The 21666-nt window shown below is 55.0% G+C and carries 20 protein-coding genes; 7 read left to right on the forward strand and 13 right to left on the reverse strand.

Annotation, left to right across the window (positions count from 1 at the left end):
• Positions 1 to 295: 295 nt before the first annotated feature.
• Positions 296 to 2104, reverse strand: a complete 1809-nt coding sequence (gene typA, locus ACJJH9_RS00380) for a translational GTPase TypA (protein WP_252083725.1) — start codon at positions 2102 to 2104, stop codon at positions 296 to 298.
• Between the two features lie 210 nt (positions 2105 to 2314).
• Positions 2315 to 3799, reverse strand: a complete 1485-nt coding sequence (thiI, locus tag ACJJH9_RS00385; RefSeq protein ID WP_444923932.1) for a tRNA uracil 4-sulfurtransferase ThiI — start codon at positions 3797 to 3799, stop codon at positions 2315 to 2317.
• A gap of 319 nt (positions 3800 to 4118) precedes the next feature.
• On the opposite strand from thiI, the gene glnA reads away from it, so the two are divergent.
• The 5 genes from glnA (at position 4119) to ACJJH9_RS00410 (ending at position 9686) form a co-directional block, all read left to right on the forward strand.
• Positions 4119 to 5525, forward strand: coding sequence for a glutamate--ammonia ligase (gene glnA / locus ACJJH9_RS00390; RefSeq protein WP_252086040.1), 1407 nt, complete (start codon positions 4119 to 4121; stop codon positions 5523 to 5525).
• Positions 5526 to 5751: 226 nt separating this feature from the next.
• Complete coding sequence (locus tag ACJJH9_RS00395) at positions 5752 to 6393, forward strand: DUF4124 domain-containing protein (protein ID WP_444923933.1); 642 nt, start codon at positions 5752 to 5754, stop codon at positions 6391 to 6393.
• 308 nt (positions 6394 to 6701) lie between these two features.
• Positions 6702 to 7784, forward strand: coding sequence for a nitrogen regulation protein NR(II) (glnL, locus tag ACJJH9_RS00400; protein WP_252083722.1), 1083 nt, complete (start codon positions 6702 to 6704; stop codon positions 7782 to 7784).
• A gap of 3 nt (positions 7785 to 7787) precedes the next feature.
• Positions 7788 to 9194: a nitrogen regulation protein NR(I) gene (gene ntrC / locus ACJJH9_RS00405; protein ID WP_444889123.1), complete on the forward strand. Its 1407-nt coding sequence runs from the start codon at positions 7788 to 7790 to the stop codon at positions 9192 to 9194.
• Between the two features lie 159 nt (positions 9195 to 9353).
• Positions 9354 to 9686, forward strand: a complete 333-nt coding sequence (locus ACJJH9_RS00410; protein ID WP_444887482.1) for a PAS domain-containing protein — start codon at positions 9354 to 9356, stop codon at positions 9684 to 9686.
• Positions 9687 to 9756: 70 nt separating this feature from the next.
• Here the strand turns inward: ACJJH9_RS00410 and ACJJH9_RS00415 are convergent, their stop codons facing one another.
• Positions 9757 to 10287: a peroxiredoxin family protein gene (locus ACJJH9_RS00415; protein WP_444923934.1), complete on the reverse strand. Its 531-nt coding sequence runs from the start codon at positions 10285 to 10287 to the stop codon at positions 9757 to 9759.
• 305 nt (positions 10288 to 10592) lie between these two features.
• On the opposite strand from ACJJH9_RS00415, the gene ACJJH9_RS00420 reads away from it, so the two are divergent.
• Positions 10593 to 10907, forward strand: a complete 315-nt coding sequence (locus ACJJH9_RS00420) for a hypothetical protein (RefSeq protein ID WP_444923935.1) — start codon at positions 10593 to 10595, stop codon at positions 10905 to 10907.
• Positions 10908 to 10921: 14 nt separating this feature from the next.
• On the opposite strand, the gene ACJJH9_RS00425 is transcribed toward ACJJH9_RS00420, so the two are convergent.
• The 10 genes from ACJJH9_RS00425 to ACJJH9_RS00470 form a co-directional block, all read right to left on the reverse strand.
• Positions 10922 to 12034 carry an AI-2E family transporter gene (locus tag ACJJH9_RS00425; RefSeq protein WP_252083715.1) on the reverse strand — a complete coding sequence of 371 codons (1113 nt, stop codon included), beginning with the start codon at positions 12032 to 12034 and terminating at the stop codon, positions 10922 to 10924.
• Between the two features lie 80 nt (positions 12035 to 12114).
• Positions 12115 to 12825 carry a D-Ala-D-Ala carboxypeptidase family metallohydrolase gene (locus ACJJH9_RS00430; RefSeq protein ID WP_444923936.1) on the reverse strand — a complete coding sequence of 237 codons (711 nt, stop codon included), beginning with the start codon at positions 12823 to 12825 and terminating at the stop codon, positions 12115 to 12117.
• A gap of 3 nt (positions 12826 to 12828) precedes the next feature.
• Positions 12829 to 13521, reverse strand: coding sequence for a M15 family metallopeptidase domain-containing protein (locus ACJJH9_RS00435; RefSeq protein ID WP_444923937.1), 693 nt, complete (start codon positions 13519 to 13521; stop codon positions 12829 to 12831).
• Positions 13522 to 13716: 195 nt separating this feature from the next.
• Complete coding sequence (locus tag ACJJH9_RS00440; RefSeq protein WP_444903383.1) at positions 13717 to 15264, reverse strand: phosphoenolpyruvate carboxykinase; 1548 nt, start codon at positions 15262 to 15264, stop codon at positions 13717 to 13719.
• A gap of 284 nt (positions 15265 to 15548) precedes the next feature.
• Positions 15549 to 16427 (reverse strand): Hsp33 family molecular chaperone HslO, encoded by an 879-nt coding sequence (gene hslO, locus ACJJH9_RS00445; protein ID WP_444923938.1) that lies wholly within the window; start codon positions 16425 to 16427, stop codon positions 15549 to 15551.
• A gap of 116 nt (positions 16428 to 16543) precedes the next feature.
• The gene (locus ACJJH9_RS00450) at positions 16544 to 16981 is read right to left on the reverse strand and encodes a DUF4124 domain-containing protein (protein ID WP_444923939.1); all 438 of its coding nucleotides are present in this window, start codon (positions 16979 to 16981) and stop codon (positions 16544 to 16546) included.
• 28 nt (positions 16982 to 17009) lie between these two features.
• A complete protein-coding gene (locus ACJJH9_RS00455) occupies positions 17010 to 18500 on the reverse strand; it encodes a S1C family serine protease (protein ID WP_444923940.1) in 1491 nt (496 codons plus the stop codon).
• Positions 18501 to 18588: 88 nt separating this feature from the next.
• Positions 18589 to 18966, reverse strand: a complete 378-nt coding sequence (locus tag ACJJH9_RS00460; RefSeq protein WP_444887474.1) for an Hsp15 family ribosome-associated heat shock protein — start codon at positions 18964 to 18966, stop codon at positions 18589 to 18591.
• Positions 18967 to 19017: 51 nt separating this feature from the next.
• Positions 19018 to 19692 (reverse strand): GMP/IMP nucleotidase, encoded by a 675-nt coding sequence (gene yrfG, locus ACJJH9_RS00465; RefSeq protein ID WP_444903379.1) that lies wholly within the window; start codon positions 19690 to 19692, stop codon positions 19018 to 19020.
• 81 nt (positions 19693 to 19773) lie between these two features.
• Positions 19774 to 20541: a lysoplasmalogenase gene (locus tag ACJJH9_RS00470; RefSeq protein WP_444923941.1), complete on the reverse strand. Its 768-nt coding sequence runs from the start codon at positions 20539 to 20541 to the stop codon at positions 19774 to 19776.
• 198 nt (positions 20542 to 20739) lie between these two features.
• On the opposite strand from ACJJH9_RS00470, the gene cysK reads away from it, so the two are divergent.
• Positions 20740 to 21657, forward strand: a complete 918-nt coding sequence (gene cysK, locus ACJJH9_RS00475; protein ID WP_252083705.1) for a cysteine synthase A — start codon at positions 20740 to 20742, stop codon at positions 21655 to 21657.
• Positions 21658 to 21666 lie beyond the last annotated feature (9 nt).

A 21666-nucleotide genomic window follows, 5' to 3' on the forward strand; every position in this document is an offset into this window, starting at 1 on the left:
TAGGGGTTAATGTGATAAATATCTGGTGGTGATGGTCGAATTATTAGAGTTATTTAAGAATTAATTTTTATGATATGAGCAAAAAAAATAAAAATAGTATTGGTCTGGATAATACCCAAGGGCAGTTGCCTAGGTGTCGATGTCAGCGCTTTCCAAAAATAAATAGCAATAAACGCTGGCTGCCCGGATAAAGTATTTTTCCTAGTTTGCTTAAGTTTTCGGTGTAGGTTGTCACCAAGTGTGAAAAATAAAAAAGGGCCCTACAGGGCCCTTTTTAAGCTGAAGAAAATTTTAATTATTTCTTCGTGCGCTTACGCATATTTTCCTGCAGGATTTTTTTGCGTATGCGGATATGGTTGGGAGTCACCTCAACCAGCTCGTCCTCTTCGATAAACTCCAGCGCCTGCTCCAGAGTATGGCGGATGGGCGGAGTGAGGGTCAGGGCTTCGTCGGTGCCGGCGGCGCGAATATTGGTGAGCTGCTTACCCTTGGTGGGGTTTACCACTAGGTCGTTGCCGCGGGAGTGGATACCGATAACCTGGCCTTCGTAGATATCTTCGCCGTGGCCGAGGAACAGGCGTCCACGGTCCTGCAGGGCGAACAGAGCGTAGGCCAGAGTCTTGCCGTTCACCATGGATACCAGTACGCCGTTGATGCGCTTGGCCACTTCACCCTGTTTTACCGGGCCGTAGTGGTCGAAGATGCTGGTCATGATGCCGGAGCCGCTGGTCAGGGTCAGGAACTGGTTGCGGAAACCGATCATGCCGCGCGAGGGAACGATAAAGGTCAGGCGCACACGGCCTTTGCCGTCCGGCTCCATATTGGTCAGTTCGGCTTTGCGCAGACCCAGCTCTTCCATAATCGGGCCCTGGTGCTGGTCTTCAACGTCGATCACCACCTCTTCGTAGGGCTCCTGGATCTCGCCGTCCACTTCTTTCTGCACCACTTCCGGACGGGAGACACCTAGCTCGAAGCCTTCGCGACGCATGGTTTCGATCAGTACCGACAGGTGCAGTTCGCCGCGACCGGATACGCGGAATTTGTCCGGGGAATCACCTTGCTCAACGCGCAGGGCTACGTTGTGGATCAGCTCTTGATCCAGGCGCTCCTTGATATTGCGCGAGGTAACGAACTTGCCATCCTGGCCGGCAAAAGGCGAGTCGTTCACCTGGAAGGTCATACTCACGGTGGGCTCATCCACGCTCAGGGCCGGCAGGGCCTCCGGAGTGTCTGGGTCGCACAGGGTATCGGAGATATTCAGTTCGCCCACACCGGTAATACACACAATGTCGCCGGCGCTGGCCAGTTCCACTTCGGTGCGCTCAAGGCCCAGGTAGCCCATCACCTGCAGAACCTTCGCCTTGCGGGAGTTGCCTTCGCGGTCCAGTACCACCACCTGCTGGTTGGGGGCCAGGGTGCCACGGGTGATACGGCCAACACCGATAACACCGACATAGCTAGAGTAATCCAGGGCGGAAATCTGCATCTGGAAGGCGCCTTTCGGGTCTACCTTGGGCGGCTCAACCTTGTCTACGATCATCTGGAACAGCGGCGTCATATCGTCGGCCATATCGGTATCGTCGAGGCCGGCGATGCCGTTCAGAGCGGAGGCGTAAACAACCGGGAAGTCCAGTTGCTCGTCGGTGGCGCCGAGGCTGTCGAACAGGTCGAAGACCTGATCCATCACCCAGTCTGGGCGTGCGCCGGGGCGGTCGATCTTGTTGATCACCACGATGGGGTTGAGGCCTTGCTCAAACGCCTTTTGGGTAACGAAGCGGGTTTGCGGCATGGGGCCGTCCACCGCATCTACCAACAGCAATACGGAGTCGACCATGGACAGTACGCGCTCTACCTCACCGCCAAAGTCGGCGTGCCCTGGGGTGTCGACGATGTTGATGCGGTAGTCGTTCCAGCGAATGGCGGTGTTCTTGGCGAGGATGGTAATGCCGCGCTCTCTCTCCTGGTCATTGGAGTCCATGACCCGCTCGGCGCCTTCGTCGCGACGGTCGAGTGTGCCGGACTGGGACAGCAGCTTGTCCACCAGGGTGGTTTTGCCGTGGTCTACGTGAGCAATAATCGCAATATTGCGCAGATTCTCTATCACTGGGGGCCTCTGGGCGTTAAATCTTGGTAAATCGGGGCGGGGGCCTGCGGGGTTTCTACAGCAGCATTCCGGCCAAAGGCGGCGATTATAGGGGGGCCGCATGACAATTGGGAGTGATTTTGAGTAAAAAATCACCGGTCGCGTTCAGAATGGCGACCAGAAGAACAGAGCAGGTAGGGCGCGGGCGAATCTGCCGCCCGCGCCGGGCAATTATTTCTTGATGCCGTCGGGGCGGTGCGGGATCTGTGGGCGCAATACGCCCACATTGCGGAAGCCTTCATCCAGCAAGTGAGAGGCATGTAGGCGGCTCATCACGCCGCGCGCACAGTAAAGCAGGTACTCGCGCTCCTGATCCAGCTTGGCGAAGCTGTTATTGAGGCGGTAGAAGGGGATAGTCTCTACTTCGACGCCCTCTAGCTCCAGCGGGTCCATTTCTTCTTCATCCGGGTGGCGGATATCGATGATTACTGCGTTGCCGGCCTCCTCACGGATTTCCACTTCCGGTGCTTCACCGTCCACTTCTTCGATGACCTCGTCGATATTCTGAATCGATCGGTTGCCGATGGCGCGGTCAAGAATAGTGAAGTCAAAGCGGTTTTCCTCGGATTCCACTTTTTCAATCTTGGCGCGGGTGGTGGGTTTTACCGAAATTACACCGCAGTATTCGGGCATATTTGCGGCGAATTCCTCGGTGCCGATGGCCCGGGAGGTACGGATAATATCGGTCTTATCGGTAGTAATCAGTGGTCGCAGTACCAGGGTGTTGGTGACGCTATCGATTACTGACAGATTCTTCAAGGTCTGGCTGGAAACCTGGGCGATGGCCTCACCGGTTACTACTGCATCCACTTCCAGCTCTTTCGCGATAACGTCTGCGGCGCGCAGCATCATACGCTTGAGAATCACGCCCATGTGGGAGTCGTCTACGCGCTCGAGAATTTCTGCCACCACTTCGTCGAAGGGCACGGTGATAAAACGCACCCGGTGGGAGGCGCCGTATTTGTTCCACAGGTAGTAGGCCACTTCCTTAACGCCCAGTTCGTGTTGGCGCCCGCCCAGGTTGAAGAACAGGAAGTGAGTGCGGATACCGCGTTTCATGGTCAGGTAGCTGGCCACGGTGGAATCGAAACCGCCGGAAACCAGCGATAGCACCGGGTCCTGGGTGCCCAGGGGGAAGCCGCCGAGGCCGGGGTGCTGTTCCTCGATCACGTTGAGTTTGTCGTGGCGGATCTCCAATTTGACCGTGATATCCGGGTTTTTCAGTTTCACCCCGGCCGCCCCGGTATTCTTGTTGAGGCCGCCGCCCACGTACTGTTCCACATCGAGGGATTTGAAGTCGTGGTCGCCGGTGCGTTTTACCCGCACGCAGAAGGTCTTGTCCTTGAGGGCTGGGCCCCACACCGACAGGGTCTTCTCGTACATATCGTGCAGGTCGCCCAGGGGGAACTGGCGCACGCGGGAGAAGTTGGCAATGCCGGGGGTGTGAGAGAGTACCTCTTCAATGCGGCTGCCAAGATGGGCCACGGCGTCCGGGGCGATCACATCGATCTTTTCCCAGTCTTTGCGCACCTGGATACGGTCGTCCAGCTGGCGCAGCAGGCGCTGTAGGTTGTCCTTGAGCTGGCGCGACATACGTTTGCGCACCGGATTGCTCTTGATGGTGATCTCGGGAAAAAATTTGACGACAAAGTGCATGGGAATCCGTGGGGTACCGCATGTTGATAGAAGGTGCGGCATTATAAACTAGCTGGACGCAAGTTGGTTGTGCACTGTTTGCGAGCAAGCTGGAGTATAAATGTGCCATTGTGGTGCATTTAGTTATGGCTGCACAGCCACAATACATCTATCCTGCCCCAGTCGGCCCAGTACTGGGGCCCGCACCGGCACCAGCCGCCGCTGCGACGCCACTGCCCTAATTTGGCACACTCTTTGCTTTATTTCACGCCAGGTAAAGAGCGAATGCCAGCAGTATAGGCATAGCGACCAAATACTTTTCAAGACCTGGAGGACAGCAATGTCAGCGAAAACGCTCGGTTTGATTAATGAGAGTGAAGCTAAGTGGATAGACCTGCGCTTCACCGACACCAAGGGTAAAGAGCAGCACGTATCTGTGCCCGTGTCAGAGATTGATGACGAGTTCTTCGAAGAGGGCAAGATGTTCGATGGCTCCTCTATCGCTGGCTGGAAGGGCATTAACGAGTCCGACATGATCCTGATGCCGGATGACGATACCGCTTTCCTCGATCCCTTCACCGACGAAAGCACCGTAATTATTCGCTGTAATATCGTCGACCCGATCACCGGTCAGGGCTACGAGCGCGACCCGCGTTCCATCGCGCTGCGCGCCGAGGAATACCTGAAGTCCACCGGTCTGGGTGACACCGCACTGTTCGGCCCAGAGCCCGAGTTTTTCGTTTTCGACGATATTACCTGGGGCGCCGAAATGGGTGGCGCCTTCTACAAGATCAACTCCGAAGAGGCGGCTTGGTCTTCCGGTCATAACTTCAGTGAGGGCAATATTGGTCACCGCCCCGGTGTGAAAGGCGGTTACTTCCCGGTGCCCCCGGTTGACTCTCTGCACGATGTGCGCGCCGCTATGTGTTCCGCTATGGAGCAGATGGGTTTGCGTGTTGAAGTACACCACCACGAAGTGGGCACCGCTGGCCAGTGTGAGATCGGCGTTGCCGCCAACACCCTGACCAAGAAGGCGGATGAGGTGCAGATCCTCAAATACGCCGTACACAATGTGGCCCACGCCTACGGCAAGACTGCGACCTTTATGCCCAAGCCGCTGGTAGGCGATAACGGCTCCGGTATGCACGTGCACCAGTCCTTCACCAAGGATGGCGTTAACCAGTTTGCCGGCGATGCCTACGCGGGCCTGTCCGAGACTGCCCTTTACTACATCGGCGGTATTGTGAAGCACGCGCGTGCCCTGAATGCGATCTGTAACGCATCTACCAACTCTTACAAGCGTCTGGTTCCTGGCTTCGAAGCTCCGGTTATCCTGGCGTACTCCGCGCGCAATCGCTCTGCGTCTATCCGTATCCCTTACGTGACCTCTCCTAAGGGCAAGCGTATCGAGACCCGCTTCCCGGATCCGACCGCCAACCCCTATCTGGCGTTTGCTGCGCTGTTGATGGCGGGCCTGGATGGTATCAAGAACAAGATCCACCCTGGCGATGCCGCCGACAAGGATCTCTACGATCTGCCGCCGGAAGAGTTGGCCGAGTACCCGACCGTTGCGGCGAGTCTGGAAGGCGCCCTGGATGCTCTGGATCAGGATCGTGCCTTCCTTACCGAAGGTGGTGTATTCACCGACGACGCCATCGATGCCTACATCGACCTGAAGCGCGAAGAAGTAGAGCGCCTGAACATGACCACGCACCCGGTCGAGTTTGATATGTACTACTCCGTGTAATGGCGAGCGGCATCACGTCGATGCCGTCGAGTCGTTCTCGAAAAGCCCGCACCCTACTGGTGCGGGCTTTTTTATTGGAGGTACACTGATTGGGTTGGTTGCTTTTGCCGTCTATGGTCGATTTTGTATCTCTTGGACCCAAAAGCCCGCCCCTTTGAGACTGCGGCCCCCCGTATTGGGCTGAGACAAGGACTACCGCTTCGCGGCTGAGTGAGTGATGGAAAATATGAAACTGCTTCAGGCCCTTTTCCTTGCTGTTCCCCTGGTGGCCTTTGCCGGCACCGATGGTGGGAATACCTCCAGTACTATTTACAAGGTCGTCGGCCCCGATGGTCAGGTGACTTTCAGCGATACGCCACCACCCAATGGGCAGGCGCAGGAGGTGCAATTGGCTCCCATCAATGTTCAGCCCATTGCCCTGCCGCGAACCCTGCCAACTCGAAAATTGTCTCCAAAAGATGAGACTGACACCGGCAAGGAGGGCTATACAGGCCCGGTTTCTATCCAGATAGTGAGCCCCCTGGATGGCGCCACCATCCCGCCGGGGCAGCGCTTTATTCCACTACAGGTAGATGTGCAGCCGGTGTATCCAGAGGGGGCGAGTTTCTTTGCAGTGGTAGATGGCAAACCTTGGCAGGGTAGCTCTTCTGGAGCGGGCCTGGATATCTCCCTGCTCGAGCGCGGCACTCATACTGTGCAGGCGGTACTCACCGACTCCAAGGGCCAGGTATTGGCACAATCTCAGGTGGTGACTCTCTATGTGAAACGTCCGGGTGGCAGATTGCCTGAAAACTCGGCACCGCGTGCACCGCAAGCCCCCAGGGCTCCGGTTGGGCCGGGTATCCCCCAAGCCCAGCCCAGCCCCTAAATTTGCCCCGCCCTCAACGCCCTCACCGATAACTTCTTTTTTGGTGGGGGTCGCCGTTTTTATCCTTGCTGGTTGAGTTTTGTTTCGCGCACTAAAATGGTGCGCATAGGGGTAAGCTATCTCAATTGCTTCGGTGCATGTGTCAGCTGAATCGTTTAAAACCCCTAAGACCGAGTGGGTTGGGCAGTGCCTCTCAACAATTCCGTGCGCCATTTTGGTTTGCTTTTTGCACTGGCTAGATACAAGGGGTTATCGCGCCGGGCATAGGAGATTGTCCCGGCCCCTCGATGAAAAGCGGAAACGATTGAATGCTCAATGATCGCCAGTTGCGTCAGCTACTAGACAGCCTAACTTCAGCGGTACTGGTACTGGATGACCAGTTATCGCTTTGCTACCTGAATAATGCCGCCGAGGATCTGTTGGCTGCCTCCAATGCAAGGGTTGAGGGTATGCCTCTGCAGGAGGTGGTGAGGGAATCTAACGCCGCACTAAAAGCACTGCACAACGCGCTCCTCACAGGGGAAAAATTCACGGTGCGGCGCGCCCGCTGGCGCTTGCACAACCTAAAAACGCGCACCGTAGATTACTCCGTCAGCCCCGTACCGGAGCTGGGGGTATTGCTGGTGGAAGTGCAGCCGATGGATCGTTTGCTACGCATTGCTCGCGAGGATGCGTTGCTCAGTACCCAGGAGACCGCACGCAATTTGGTGCGGGGTATGGCTCATGAGGTAAAGAACCCCCTCGGAGGGATTCGCGGTGCCGCACAGTTACTGCAGCGCGAACTGCCTGACGCCTCCCTGGAAGAGTACACCCAGATCATTATCGAAGAGGTGGATCGCCTGCGTAATCTGGTCGATCGACTACTGGGGCCCCGCCAGCCGGTACAACTGGTGCCCAGCAATGTGCACGAGATCCTAGAGCGGGTGGCACAACTGGTCGAGGCCGAATGTGGGGGTGAACTACTGATTCGCCGGGATTACGACCCCTCTATCCCCGATGTGCCGGCAGACCCCGAGCAGTTGATCCAGGCCTTGTTGAATATCGCCCGCAATGCCATGCAGGCCATTGATGAGAGTATTGGTCTCACCAATGGCGAAATGGTGCTGCGTACGCGGGTACAGCGCCAGTTCACGATTGGTCGGCGCCACTGCCCGCTGGTTTGCCGTATCGAAATAGAAGACAACGGCCCCGGTATTGCCGAGGAGATCCGCGAGCGTATTTTTTTCCCGATGATTTCCGGGCGCGCCGAAGGCTCGGGACTGGGGTTGTCTATCTCGCAAAACATCATCAACCAACACCGTGGCTTAATTAAATGCGACAGCCGACCAGGCCGCAGTGTATTCCAGATTTATCTGCCACTTGTTACCGAATCAGCCAATACAGGAACCTAGAGAATGAGCAATCGCGTTTGGATTATTGACGACGACCGATCAATCCGCTGGGTACTGGAGCGAGCGCTGTCACGGGAGGGGATTGAGACCCAGTGCTACGAGAGTGGTGATCGCGCACTGGATGATTTTTACAGCGACTCCCCGGATGTGGTGATCAGTGATATCCGCATGCCGGGCTCCGATGGCTTCAAATTACTGGAGAGATTCCAGGCGGAACGGCCGGGCCTGCCGATTATTATCATGACCGCGCATTCGGATCTCGACAGCGCCGTGGCTGCCTATCAGGGTGGGGCCTTCGAATATTTACCCAAGCCGTTCGATATCGACGAAGCGGTAGCGGTTACCCGTCGCGCGCTGGCACACGCCAAGGAACAAGCCCAGGAAGAGCGTGCGGAGCCGGATAATGGCGCAAGCAACAAAGAAATTATTGGCGAAGCGCCGGCCATGCAGGAAGTATTTCGTGCTATTGGACGCCTTTCTCATTCCAATATTACCGTGTTAATCAACGGTGAATCTGGAACCGGTAAGGAGCTGGTGGCTCAGGCCCTGCACAATCACAGCCCGCGCCGTAACAAGCCGTTTATTGCCCTCAATATGGCCGCGATTCCCAAAGACCTGATGGAGTCGGAGCTATTCGGACACGAGAAGGGTGCCTTTACCGGCGCCAGCGCTCAGAGGGCGGGTCGTTTTGAGCAAGCCAACAGCGGCACCCTGTTTTTGGATGAAATTGGCGATATGCCGGCGGATACACAGACGCGTCTGTTGCGTGTGTTGGCAGATGGTGAGTTTTATCGAGTAGGTGGCCATACACCGGTAAAAGTGGATGTGCGTATTATCGCTGCCACTCACCAGAACCTGGAGGAGTTGGTGCGCGAGCATAAATTCCGCGAGGATTTGTTCCACCGCCTGAATGTGATTCGGATTCATATCCCGCGCCTAGCGGACAGGCGCGAGGATATTCCACGGTTGGTACGTCACTTCTTTAATGCCGCCGCCGCCGATCTCGGCGTAGAGCCGAAAATTCTCAGCAAAGATGCGGAGGAGTACCTCTCCGGTCTCGACTGGCCCGGCAATGTGCGCCAGTTGGAAAATACCTGTCGCTGGATTACCGTGATGGCCTCCGGCCGTGAAGTACATATTGAAGACCTTCCGCAGGAATTGCATCAGCAGGGTAATGAAATCGAAACGCCACTGGACTGGCAAAAAGCCCTGCGTATCTGGGCCGATCAGGCACTGAGCGCCGGGCGCAAGGAAATTCTCAGTGAGGCCGTACCGGCCTTCGAGAAGGCCCTGATAGAAATCGCCCTAAAGCACACCGCTGGACGCAAGCGGGATGCTGCGGACCTACTGGGTTGGGGCCGCAATACTCTGACGAGGAAGTTAAAGGAGTTAGAAATTAATGGAAGTTAAGAATTTCTCAGCGCTTAACTTAAGGAAAAGCTTTATAAATAATTAAGCGGATATTTCTTTTAAATCTTAATCGCTGAATAAGTACATACTTTTTTTGGCTTCTCTACCAATATTAATTTATTCCACTTAAATGTATTGATAGAAGCCTGGAGAAAGTTCATGACTGCTGATGAGTTAAGTGTTCTCGATAGTGTGCCATTCCTATTCTGGGTAAAAAGTAGAGATGAGCAGTATTTATGGGGAAATCGAAAAATTTGTGAATTGGCTGGTGAGGATGTAGTGGGAAAGACCGATGACCAGCTGGTTTGGGCTGAAAATGCCTCAGCACTGAAGGCGGCAGATATTCGTGTTTTTAATTCCGGTAAGCCAGATTATTTACTTGAGCATGTGGTGAAATCCAGCAAGGGTGAGGAAACCCTTAGCGTTTGTAAGTGGCTCGATGATTTTGAGGGGCAGCAGTGTTGTTTTGGGATCTCTTTTGTTATCGAGTGAATTATTAACGGCCGGTTATTATGGTCCGGATTTTATAAGCAATCCGGAGCTTCCCTGGAAAATAAATTAATTAGGGTTCTGTTCTTTCTGCCTTTTCCACGCCGAGTTTCTCTAGGTTTTTGACGATATCTTCAGCCGTAGTGGCGGGGTTGATATCTCTGTCTATTTTCAGAATGGTACCATCTTTACCTATATATACATTCACCCGCCGGGCGAGTTTTATAAAGGGGATTAAGACATCGTAGGCTTTGGCGACTTCTCCAGTGGGATCGCTTAGCAGGGGGAAGTCAGCAGAATTGTACTTGGCAAACCGGACTTTCTCATCGAGTTCATCGGTGCTAGCCATAAAATAGGCAACGTTAAAGGAACGAATTTGCTCACCGTGTTTAACTAGGGATCTACATTCTATTGTGCAGTTCTTGGTAAAGACTCTGGGATACCAGGCGATTACTACCGCACTTTTTCCAACGTAGTCCTGTAGCGAGTGGGTTTTTCCATCTGTGCCCTTTAAGGAGAATTCGGGAGCTTTTTGCCCGACCTCTAACGCCATCAGCGGTACGCTGAGTATTATGGCGACAATCAGGGTAAGCCAATATTTCATAGGGTCATCCGCTCCGGCAAAGGTGGCGTCTATGCTATTGCCGCTGTGTGCTTCCAACAATTATATGACGCTTGCAGGGTGAGGACCCTCTGTAACTGTCATCTTTGCCAAGAGTGACTGAATAGTGCCCACTGTGTGAGCCAGACTTTTCTGATATGGAGGGCGAGCTCTTATGCATTTGTGCGATAAGGCTTATGGACTTTCCTTGTCGCTGCTTTAGCTGTTTATCGTGCGGCTAGTGTTCTTCGCCTTAGCTTTGGCAGTTAGTACAGAATCATATTATCAGATGCTATAAGGCCGACTATTTGCGAGCTACACCGCGTCTGATTGGTAGTAGGGTTGCAGTGGTGAATTCCCGCACCGCTGTGGTTGGGATTGTACTTTATGACAGTGCTAGCAATGCTTGTTATTGGTTTTTAGTTGGGGGCTTGCCGTGCTGGTTCGGACCGGATGGTGCTGGCTATGGCGCAGACTTTTGCAAGATGATTCTGTTGATTGCGGATCTAGACAGGGTCAACGGGGAAGTGCAGATGATGGATCAGGGACCGATGAGTAAGCTCAACCAGTGTCTCAGGGCGCTGGGAGAAGACCGGTCCAGGACTCTCGCAGCGCACCAATAATAAGAGGGTCTTAATTACGCATTATCTTTTTTATGCTGCATCAGCATATCTTTGCTTTCCGGTTTAGGGGGCATCAGCATATCTTCCGGATGGACAAATTCCCGCATAAAGATTTCCCAGAAAGCCAGGAACAGGGCTGCTAACAGGGGGCCCATGGCGAAGCCACTGATACCAAACAATATCAGGCCGCCCACGGTGGAAAATAGCACCAGGTAATCTGGCAGCTTGGTGTCCCGCCCCACTAGAATAGGGCGCAACAGGTTGTCGACCAGGCTGATAACGGTAAACCCATAAGCTAACAGAATGGTCGCCTTAACCGGCTCGCCGATACCGTACAGATAGATCGCTGCGGGAAACCAGATGAGTGCTGCGCCAACGGCGGGTAACAGCGACAACAGGGTCATTAGCACGCCCCAAAGCAGTGGCGCGGGCAGGTCAAGGACCCAGAAAATAATACCGCCTAAGCTGCCCTGGGTAATCGCGACAACCAGGTTGCCTTTAATTGTGGCGCGAGTGACTTCGGCAAATTTGGCCAGCAGTAGGTGCTCGCGCTCATCCCCAAGGGGCAGTGCGTGAATGATTAAATTGACCAGCCTGTCGCCATCGCGAATCAAAAAGAAGGTGAGGTAGAGCATCAGGCCGAGCATGACAAAAAAGTTAACGGTGTTCTGCCCAACTTCTATGGCATTTTTTGCAATAAAGCTGCCGGCATTCATCACGCCACCGAGAAGGCGCTGTTTTGCCTCATCGATGTCAACACCGATACCCTCGAGCATATCGTTCACTCGTGGGAAGGCATTGCGCACTTGCTCCAGGGATTTAGAGACATCAATTTGCCCTTCCTGTACCTTTTGATAGAGGGTCACTGCTTCATTGATAAAAGAAGTGGCCACCACCAGCACCGGTATTACCAACAATATGACGCACATAAAAAGCGTCAGCAGAGCCATAGAATTGGGGGAATTGGGAAAGCGCTGCATCAACAGCCGGTATACGGGATAAAAGATCAGAGCGATGGCACAAGCCCAAAAAATTGGCGTAAAGAAGGGCTTAATTAGTACTAAAAAAGCTACTGATACCAATATCAGCGAAAGAATAAATGAGCGCCTTTCTAATTTTTCCTGCACTGGGATTCCCTCTACTTCTGCAAAGCCCTGTGGTATCGGGCGCCTAATTTGCGATCTATCTAAGCAGAAGCAGGGGGGATTTACCAGCGCCTGTAACCGCAGGTGTCAACGTGAAAGCGGATACCTTTATAGATTCCCAGCCCCATATTCCATTCCTTGCCTTTGTGCTTGTGGATATCTCTCAAGACAGGAACCAACTGCTCGCGGGTAAATTTATTTTGCGGCACTACGTCCAGGCCACAAAAGCGCAAATGTTTACTGCCTTTGGAGCCACCGGCCTTACTGTTGTAACTGGTGGTACGCCAGCCAGAGACCACTGTAACAGGGCCGATACGCGGTACTATCTCCCGCTGCAGCACCCTGAGGGTGTAAATCATTGAGCCCCAGTTTTCCACCGGAGGAATGGCGAAAGGGGGCTCATCCAGATCCCGCCAGTCGCTGCCCTGGCGCAGGAGCTCAAACGGGCTTACTACCTGGTCCACTCGGTTGATCTGTAGAAAGTTCTTTAGCTTGTCGAACAGAGCCTGGTTTGCATTTTGTTTTAGGAAGCGGCTGAACACTCGCTCGGAGGCAGCTGGGTAGCCCTGGATATCGTAAACCTCGGGGATCCCCGGCAGCGGCAGGAGTTCGATAGGACTGATGAGCCGTTCTCCCAGATCCCGTGTTTTCTCCGAGGTGAATAACAGCACAATAATAATGGCGATGAGCAGTAGCCCTGCCAGAAGTATTAACCTGCGCCGTTGGTTTCGGGTATTGCCTGTCTGACGATCACTGTTGTCTTGTATAGCCATGCTTCAATCCACCAGTTGCCATGTGCGGTAGCCACAGGTGTCGATATGGAAGAGCAGCTCTTTACCGAGACCCAGGCCGAAATTGCTCTCCGGGCCCATGCGTGCATGCAGAGCTTGCAGTTCTTCCGCGAGTTCACCTTGGCTAATGTGGGAGGTTGGAATCAGGTCGAGGGCGCAGAATGCCCGGTGGCGAGATTTGTCGGTGTGTTCCAGCTCGCGGTTGTAGCTGTCGCTACGGAAGCCGGAAATTACCGCCACTGGACCGATTAAAGGCACTATCTCATCGCGCAGTAGTTTCAAAGTGGAGACCATGTTGGCCCACTCACCCTGCGGCGGAAGCGCGAATGGTGGCTTCTCGAGCTCCAGCCATTCGCGACCCTGGCGTAGGAGGTTGCTCACTGCAGTCACTTCGCCTACCCCTTGGCTCTTTAGGTAGTCACTGAGTGCCTGTACCCGCGTACGGTTTTCACCATTGCGTAAGAAATGATTGAAGCTCTCTTCACTGGCGATACGATAACCGCGGGTTTCGACATAGGGTTTCTCCTGCGACTTCAGCCATAGCCACAGCCACAATGCAGCCAACACTGCGGCGAGTAGCAGCGTCAGGCTGGCCACCACCACAAAATTGATTCGCCGGCCGGGCGGCCGGTGGGGGTAGAGTGTCCTGAAGCGGGTAAAAGAGTTGCCTTCAGTCATGGGGTGCGGCTACAGCTCCGAAATATGCCTGAGACATGAAAGTCTTCGTGCCGACGCCTATTTCGTCGGCGCTTCTTTAAACACTATAGCCGCAAAAATCGACCTCTTACTGGGGGATTGAAAAACAAAAAAAGCCCCGGCACCTTGCGGTGGCGGGGCTTTTGCGCCTCTATAAAGAAGGCTATATCCAGACGATCAGGCCTTTGGACCGGCGTTTTTCACATCATCGCTGACATTGAATTTTTCAATGTTTTCGGCGAACAGCTTGGCCAGCTTACCGGCTTGGTCGTCGTAGGCAGCCTTGTCTTCCCAGGCTTCGCGCGGGTTCAGGTAGGACTTGTCGACGCCCGGTACTTCCAGAGGAATATCCAGGTTCAGGGTTTCAAGATGCTCGGTGGCAGTACCTTCCAGTGCACCGCTCTGGATAGCCGCAACTACTGCGCGGGTTACAGGGATCGGGAAACGCTTGCCGTTGTCACCAGAGCCGCCGGTCCAGCCAGTGTTTACCAGGTATACCTTGGAGCCGAAGTCCTCGATGCGCTTCATCAGCAAGTCCGCATATTCACGCGGGGCGCGCGGCATAAACGGAGCGCCGAAGCAGGTGGAGAAAGTCGGGTGAATACCGGCCTCTGCACCCAGCTCGGTAGAGCCTACGCGCGCGGTGTAGCCAGACAGGAAGTGGTATGCCGCAGCCTCTTTGGAGAGGATGGATACCGGGGGCAGTACACCGGATACATCGCAGGTGAGGAAGACGACGTTCTTCGGCTCGCCGGCGCGGTTTTCCAGCTGGCGCATCTCTACGTGCTCCAGCGGGTAGGAGCAGCGACCGTTCTCGGTGAGGCTGGTGTCACAGTAGTCGGCGGTACCATTCTCGTTGGTGACTACGTTCTCGACGATAGCGCCGAAACGAATAGCGTCCCAGATTACCGGCTCATTCTTTTGGCTCAGGTCGATCGTTTTGGCGTAGCAGCCACCTTCCATATTGAATACTGCACCTTTGCTCCAGCCGTGTTCGTCGTCACCGATCAGGTAGCGCTCAGGGTCTGCGGACAGGGTGGTCTTGCCGGTGCCGGACAGGCCAAAGAACAGGCAGGTATCGCCGTCTTTGCCAACATTGGCGGCACAGTGCATTGGCATCACGTCTTTTTCCGGCAGCAGGAAGTTCTGTACGGAGAACATCGCCTTCTTCATCTCACCGGCGTAACGCATACCTGCCAGCAGCACGCGGCGCTGGCCGAAGTTGATGATGACGCAGCCTTCGGAGTTGGTGCCGTCGCGCTCTGGCTCACAAACGAAGTTGGGAGCGTGCAGGATGCGCCACTCTTCCTTCGCCTTGGGGTTGTACTTTTCGGCGCGGATAAACATGTTGCGGCCGAACAGGTTGTGCCAAGCGGTCTGGGTAGTTACGACAACCGGCAGGTAGTGGTCTTCGTCCTGGCCGACGTGTAGGTGCTGCACGAAGGTGTCGTCACCGGCTACAAATGCCTCTACGCGGTCCCAGAGTGCGTCGAACTTGTCCTGTGGGAAGGGGCGGTTCACATTGCCCCAGGCGATGCTATCGGCGGTGGAGGGCTCTTCTACAACAAAGCGGTCCGCCGGGGAGCGGCCGGTGCGGGCACCAGTTTCAGCCACCAGCGCGCCGGTGTCGGAAAGTTTACCCTCGCCGCGCTTAAGAGCCAGCTCTACCAATTTTGCTGGTGAAAGGTTTTTATAAACCAGCGCGGTGTCGTCGATCTGTGCCATTCGTCGATTACCCGTGAATGTTATGTTGGATAGTAAAAAATAGGAGCCGTCCAAGTATTAGACAGCCAGGCAAAATTTGGGGGGCGCATTATGGCAAAATTCAAAATAAGCGGGTAGCAAACACGGTCACTTTTTGCGCTTTGACAGCGCTGTCACCCCAAATTAAGGCATTTTGAATTCACAAAATCTATGTAGTATTTTTACCTTATAGATTTTGTGAATTTTTGTGTTCTAAGTTGCGAATTGCCAGTAGCTGAGGCTGCTCAGCACTGGCATTAATTTCCCTAGTGCAGGGTGTGGGGCGGGGCATTGAGCAGTGACTCTACCTGCTCGCGATCAAAGCGGTATTGGGCATTGCAAAACTGGCAATCGCTGACAATTTCGCCATTTTGCTCTTCCAGTAATTTGTACACGTCCTCGGCACCGAGGGAGACCAGGGCTCGTGCGCTGCGCTCTCGCGAGCAACTGCACTTGAAGCGGATAGTGTCAGTACCCAGGGTGGCGGGTTTCAGCTGGTGGAACAGGCGATGAATCAGCTCGTCGTGGGGCACCTCGTATAGCTCCTGGGCGGTCACGGTGTTCGCCAGGTGCAGGGCGGTTTCCCAGGCATCGCGATTTTCTTCGGCGCTGGCGGCATTATTGCCCGGTAGCACCTGCAGCATGATGCCGCCCACATTACTGCCATCGCACTCCAGCCAGAAGCGTGTCTCCAGTTGTTCCGATTGGGCAAAGTAATCCTCGAGGCACCCGGCCAAGCTCTCTTTTTCCAGCGGGACCACCCCCTGGTATCGCTCGCCGCGCTTGGGCTCCAGGGTAATAGCGATGACGCCACGGGGGCCGATCATGTCGCTCAGGCTGGCATCTTCACTGATTTGTGCGCCTTCGGCGATACGGGCAATGCCGCGCAGATCACTGTGGTGGGTACACTCGGCCATAATCAGCGGCACATCGCCCTCGCCGCGGGCCTGCAGGCTCAATATGCCCTCAAATTTCAGGGTGGTGGAGAGCAGGCAGGCGGCGGCGAGAAACTCTCCCAGCAGATTTGCTACCGGCGCAGGCAGGGGATTGTGCTTTAGCACTTCGCGGTAGGCGTCGGTGAGGGTCACCATCTGCCCGCGAATATCGTGTTGGGAGAAGATAAAGCGTTCCAGCTGATCGGACATAGATCGAGTGCCTCGGTATTAAAACCGCGGGATTTTAGAGGTGGATATGTCTAAATGGTAGCCGGCGCGAGTAATTGTGGCGCCGGCACCTGATTATGAAGGCTGAGGGGAAAGGGTTATCCGCAGCGATTAGCGATTTCCCGCTTTAGTTGTTCGGCCATTTGCCGCCGCTCTCGCTCTGAATAGCGAACCTCTTTGCCATCATTGTCGATAAAGGCCACTCGCCCGTTGAGTGAGCGCAGGCGTTGGCGCGCTTTCGTGCAAATGCGTTGTTGCTCCTGTTGGCGTGCGCGTTGCTCTTGTTGCTGACGTTGCTGATACTCCCGTTCTGGGGCGCTGGCTTTTGAAGTGATCAGACTCCGCTGAACCCGAGTGGCTTCGGCAGAATTGATAGGGCTCAATTGCCCAGAAATATCCTGGGCCTTACCCTCGGCCGGGGGACGATCACTAAAATGTACTCTGCCATCGGCATCGACCCAGCGATAGAGCTCACCGGCGTTGGCGCTGGCAGCCAGCAGTAGGCTGCCGACTAGGATTCCTCTCAGTTGTTTCACGGCTTCTCCATAGCCCACACAGCGGGCCTTACTCCTCTTTATTAGCCAGTCTGCTGAACAGCCCCCGTGAGTGGCGCTGGGGTATATGGTAGGTCTGCAGAATCATTGGCTCCTGCTCTTGGGCTTCGGCGTGATCGAGCACCATACGATAGCCGGAGCGGTCGCGCAGCTCCACAAAGTTTTCCTTGTTGGTTTCCATCAGTTGAGCAAATTCATCGAAGTCCGCGACATTGTGGCCATTCACTGAATCGATAATCCAGTTTTTCCAATCGTGGTAACCCAGGTTGACGTTGGCGGGCAGGACCTTGAGCGCAACCACCAGCTCGCGGCGGCTCTCGTCACTCCACTGGTTGCGTGCATAGAGATAATCGATTGGCGCCTTGGAATGCCAGCTCTTGCCCCACCGCTTGATCAGGTTCATGTTCAGAGGCACGAAGACCACGCCGCCATAAATGTAATAGCGCGGCTGCTGGTCGAATTGCTCACCCACCACCAGGGCGCGGGAGGGTGGCGGTGCTGCCAGGGCCACTTGCGCACTTTTTTCTTCACCATTGCGGGAAAAGCGCACCGGTAATTTGTCGCCGACATGATGGCGGTCCACCGCGTAGTGGTAGTTAGTACGCTGATTTTCACGCCATTCGACGGTGCGATCGGCGGCAACCTCGAAGCCATCAACTTCCAGCAACACGTCGCCGGGTTGGAAAATTTCAGCAGCGGGGGAGTCGCTAAATACCTTGACGATCATTGCGCCGTCCTGGTCCTCGCTGAGACCGGCAGCCTTCTTCATGGAAGGGCTCTCCAGGCTCTGGGTCACCAGGCCCAACTCGGGAAAGCCCTGGTGTTCGCCGTCTTTGGCGTCTTCGAGTACATGGGCGATTACGCTGGGAGGCACAAAATAACCCAGGTTTTCGGCGCTCTGGTTGGTCTGCATGGCCACACCGACGATATGACCACCGGAAATGACCGGGCCGCCGCTATTGCCGGGGTTAATGGCTGCGTCGATCTGGCCGGCCATCAGATAGCTCTCGGCGTGGGCATAGTACTGGTGTTCCACCCTGGACAGTACGCCGCGGGTGATCGACAGGGACTTGCCGCCAATGGGGTAGCCGTACACGGTGACCTCTTCTTGCAGGTCCGGCAGTGTACCCAGTGTCAGTGGGCGGGTGTCTTTGAAGAAGCTGTCATCATCCACGGTGAGCAGAGCCAGGTCGGCGTCGTGGGAGACAAACTTCACTCGGGCGCGGAACTTCTTGGCGTCGCCGTGGCGTTGCACCTGAATAAAGCTACCGTTGGCCACCACGTGGGCGTTGGTGAGGATCTGCTTGTTGCGGATAACCGCGCCGGAGCCAGATAACTGCTTGGGATTAAGCAACGCCCAGGGATTGAAGTAGTCCGGGGCGGCGGCAGTGGTGTAAATTTTGATTATCGAACGCTTGAGCTGCTCGTGTTCGCGGCTATCGGCGAGGGCCGTCTGCATTCCGAGCAGAAGCAGCAGGGAGATGGCGATCAGTCGTTTCATCGTGGCTGTTTTCTATCGGGTTAAGTGGGGGCAGTTTAGCAGCTATAGACAAAAATGGCGGAATTTTCACCACTTTTGTCATTTGAGCCTACTCCTGCTCGCGCAGGAAGCGGTGGATCTGGCGGCGCTGCTTTTTATTGGGTCGCTCGCGCTGAATCCCCGCATTGGCTGCCTGGCGTTCAGTGCGCTCCTTTTCGCGCCGGGCGATGCTGTCCTCGGTCTCGCGGTACAGGGTGCGGGCGATATCGGCACCGCGACGCTGGTCGGAGAGGGCAATAACCTCCACCTCAATCAAGTCCCAGCCTTGGCGGATACTCAAAAGCGCGCCAACGGTGAGATCTTTGCTGGCTTTGACCCGCTGTCCATCGGCGTGCACTTTACCACCTTCGATAGCCTGTTTGGCGATACTGCGGGTCTTAAAGAAGCGTGCGGCCCAGAGCCACTTGTCGATACGTACTTTTTCCATCGAATCCTGTTGATCAATATAAACTTGGGCCCGGGTTATGCGGGCTTATTGTTACTGCGCTTTGTTACTGCGTTGCAGTGACATAATTTCATCGAAGTGATGAATCGCCGGGAAGTCGCTGATCTGCCGTTTGGGGCCGCGGCTGTCCGGCTGGCGGATACACAGCAGGTGGGCGATGCCATAGTCCTGTGCGGCGGCCAGCACACTCTGGTTGTCGTCAACAAACAGTGTGCGCTCCGGGTCGAAGGCCACCTCCTCGCGCAGGGCGTGCCAGAAGCTTCCACTCTCTTTGGCATGTCCATAATCGTGGGAGGAAATAATGTCGTCAAACCATGGCTCGAGGCCGGTAATTTGCAGTTTGTGGTCGAGTCCATGGCGGTGTGCATTAGTGACCAGATAGGTGGGCTTACGCAGTTGTCGCAGTCCCTGCAGGAAGGCCTCGGTATGGGGGCGCAGGGCGATGCGCTCTTCGATCTCGCGCAGTATCGCGAGGATATCCAGCTTCAGAGTTTCCGCCCAAAAGTCCAGGCAGTACCACTCCAGAGTGCCGCGGCGTGCATCAATTTCCCGCTGCAGCTCTATTTGGGCCCGCTCGGGATCGAGACCGTGTACTTCGGCGTAGCGTTTGGGTAGATGGTCGAGCCAGAAATGGTTGTCGTAGTGCAAGTCCAGCAGGGTGCCGTCCATATCCAGCAGTACGGTGTCGATACTTCGCCAGTCGAGCATGGGGCCTGTCTACCTCTCTGTGGTGGGGATGGGAAGCCAAATTGTAGCCTTCCCAAAATATCCCCTGTATGAAGGTGGGCATTATGCCTGGGCACGGCGTATGCCGTACAGGATGGCAAACTGAGCACCGTAATAGCTGAGCATAATTGCTGTGTCGGCTAGAGGTAGCGGTGCTATGAACTTATTCACAGCTATCAATGCGTCGGACAGCATAAAAGTGAGTGCACCGGCGAATAGCAGCCCGGAATTGCCCCGATGAGCCCCGGCGCCTAGGGCCATGGCGACAATGGCAAGCAAGTAAAGAAGCACTGCTGGCGCCAGCTCCCCCGCAGCGGGAAGTATCCAGCGGGCCAGTCCCACTGCGGCCAGCAGAACAGGCAAGATACGTATCAGACTGCGGCGTTTGCGGAAGTCGGCAAAACGCAGGAAATTGGCCGCGTAGAGAAGTTGTGCCACCAGGAAAGCACCCAGGCCAAAGATAAACTGGTGGGCAAACCTCATTTCCAGGAGTACATCGCCGAGTGCGGAAAAAGCCAGGGCCGCAAGTGTCAGAGTGCGAGTGAGCCCATCCAGGTGCCGCATCGCCATCAGGGCGAGAATGGCGATTGGCAGCGCTTTCAGCGAAGCCATCCACAGCCCTTGAATTGCCATGCTGTCGAGGAGCATAAAAAGAGCGGCAAAGAATATAAATGCTACAGGCATAAATAGGCTTGCTTGGGTTGCATCATGGGCATCGGAGGTCATATTCGGATTCATGGCAGCGCCTTTATTTTTGGTTTTATGTTTATCGGAAAGAAGCCAGTCACTAAATGTGGCACAAAGACGTGTTACCACCAACCGGATCGCCATGAATTCACAACTCCGTGTGAAACCAGTTCCTTGTGAGGGCGGCGATTACTTGCAGAGGAATTTATACGTGTGTGCCATTGGGATTTCCTTGTGGGTCTCTTGGGGCGGCGTACATCTGGGTTACTATCTGCGCACAGGAAATTATAAATCGGTGGACTGCCTGTCTGCCGTGAGAGCCATTAACGGAGAGCTTCATCAATGAAGGCAGCCAATATTCTGGAAACCATCGGCAATACCCCGCATGTGCGTATCAATCATCTGTTTCGCCCAGATATCGAAGTGTGGATGAAGGTGGAGCGTTTTAACCCCGGCAGCAGCATCAAGGATCGTATTGCCCTGGCGATGATAGAGGATGCAGAGCGCCGCGGTGCTTTGCAGCCCGGTGGTGTGATTATCGAGCCCACCTCCGGCAACACGGGCATCGGATTGGCCATGGTGGCTGTGGTTAAGGGGTATCGATTGATTCTCACCATGCCGGAATCCATGTCTTTGGAGCGGCGCCAGGTGATGAAAGCTATGGGGGCTGAGTTGGTGCTTACTCCCAAGGAGCAGGGTATGGGCGGGGCTATCGCTAAAGCCGAGGAACTATTGGCGCAGCATGAAAACAGCTGGATGCCGCAGCAGTTCTGTAACCGTGCCAATGCCCAGGTGCATCGTGACACCACCGCCAAAGAAATCCTCGCAGATTTCCCCGAGGGGCTCGATTACCTGATTACTGGGGTTGGCACCGGTGGCCACATCACCGGTTGTGGAGAGGTACTAAAGGAATCCTTTCCCAAGTTGCAGGTTTTTGCCGTCGAACCGGAAAATTCTCCAGTGATCAGCGGTGGTGATAAAGGGCTGCACCGCTTGCAGGGGATTGGTGCCGGTTTTATTCCCGAGATACTCAATACCAAAATGCTGGATGGCACCATTTTGGTAAATGGAGAAGACAGTTTTGAAATGGCGCGTAAGTGCGCTTTGAAGGAGGGGATTTTTGTGGGTATTTCCTCTGGAGCGAGCCTGGCTGCGCTGAAAAAGCGTGAGGGCGAATTTGCGCCCGGTAGCCGCGTATTGATTTTTAGTTATGACAGCGGTGAGCGCTACCTGTCGGTGAAGGACCTTTTCCCCTCCTGAGACTTTATA

The organism is Microbulbifer mixtoriginis (SeqCode) (assembly GCF_052466715.1).

Bases quoted from the DNA above. Each gene is read 5' to 3' on its own strand.
- thiI (WP_444923932.1), bottom strand. From the start codon at position 3,799: ATGCACTTTGTCGTCAAATTTTTTCCCGAGATCACCATCAAGAGCAAT.
- glnA (WP_252086040.1), top strand. From the start codon at position 4,119: ATGTCAGCGAAAACGCTCGGTTTGATTAATGAGAGTGAAGCTAAGTGG.
- ACJJH9_RS00395 (WP_444923933.1), top strand. From the start codon at position 5,752: ATGAAACTGCTTCAGGCCCTTTTCCTTGCTGTTCCCCTGGTGGCCTTT.
- glnL (WP_252083722.1), top strand. From the start codon at position 6,702: ATGCTCAATGATCGCCAGTTGCGTCAGCTACTAGACAGCCTAACTTCA.
- ntrC (WP_444889123.1), top strand. From the start codon at position 7,788: ATGAGCAATCGCGTTTGGATTATTGACGACGACCGATCAATCCGCTGG.
- ACJJH9_RS00410 (WP_444887482.1), top strand. From the start codon at position 9,354: ATGACTGCTGATGAGTTAAGTGTTCTCGATAGTGTGCCATTCCTATTC.
- ACJJH9_RS00415 (WP_444923934.1), bottom strand. From the start codon at position 10,287: ATGAAATATTGGCTTACCCTGATTGTCGCCATAATACTCAGCGTACCG.
- ACJJH9_RS00430 (WP_444923936.1), bottom strand. From the start codon at position 12,825: ATGGCTATACAAGACAACAGTGATCGTCAGACAGGCAATACCCGAAAC.
- ACJJH9_RS00435 (WP_444923937.1), bottom strand. From the start codon at position 13,521: ATGACTGAAGGCAACTCTTTTACCCGCTTCAGGACACTCTACCCCCAC.
- ACJJH9_RS00440 (WP_444903383.1), bottom strand. From the start codon at position 15,264: ATGGCACAGATCGACGACACCGCGCTGGTTTATAAAAACCTTTCACCA.
- hslO (WP_444923938.1), bottom strand. From the start codon at position 16,427: ATGTCCGATCAGCTGGAACGCTTTATCTTCTCCCAACACGATATTCGC.
- ACJJH9_RS00455 (WP_444923940.1), bottom strand. From the start codon at position 18,500: ATGAAACGACTGATCGCCATCTCCCTGCTGCTTCTGCTCGGAATGCAG.
- ACJJH9_RS00460 (WP_444887474.1), bottom strand. From the start codon at position 18,966: ATGGAAAAAGTACGTATCGACAAGTGGCTCTGGGCCGCACGCTTCTTT.
- yrfG (WP_444903379.1), bottom strand. From the start codon at position 19,692: ATGCTCGACTGGCGAAGTATCGACACCGTACTGCTGGATATGGACGGC.
- ACJJH9_RS00470 (WP_444923941.1), bottom strand. From the start codon at position 20,541: ATGGCGATCCGGTTGGTGGTAACACGTCTTTGTGCCACATTTAGTGAC.
- cysK (WP_252083705.1), top strand. From the start codon at position 20,740: ATGAAGGCAGCCAATATTCTGGAAACCATCGGCAATACCCCGCATGTG.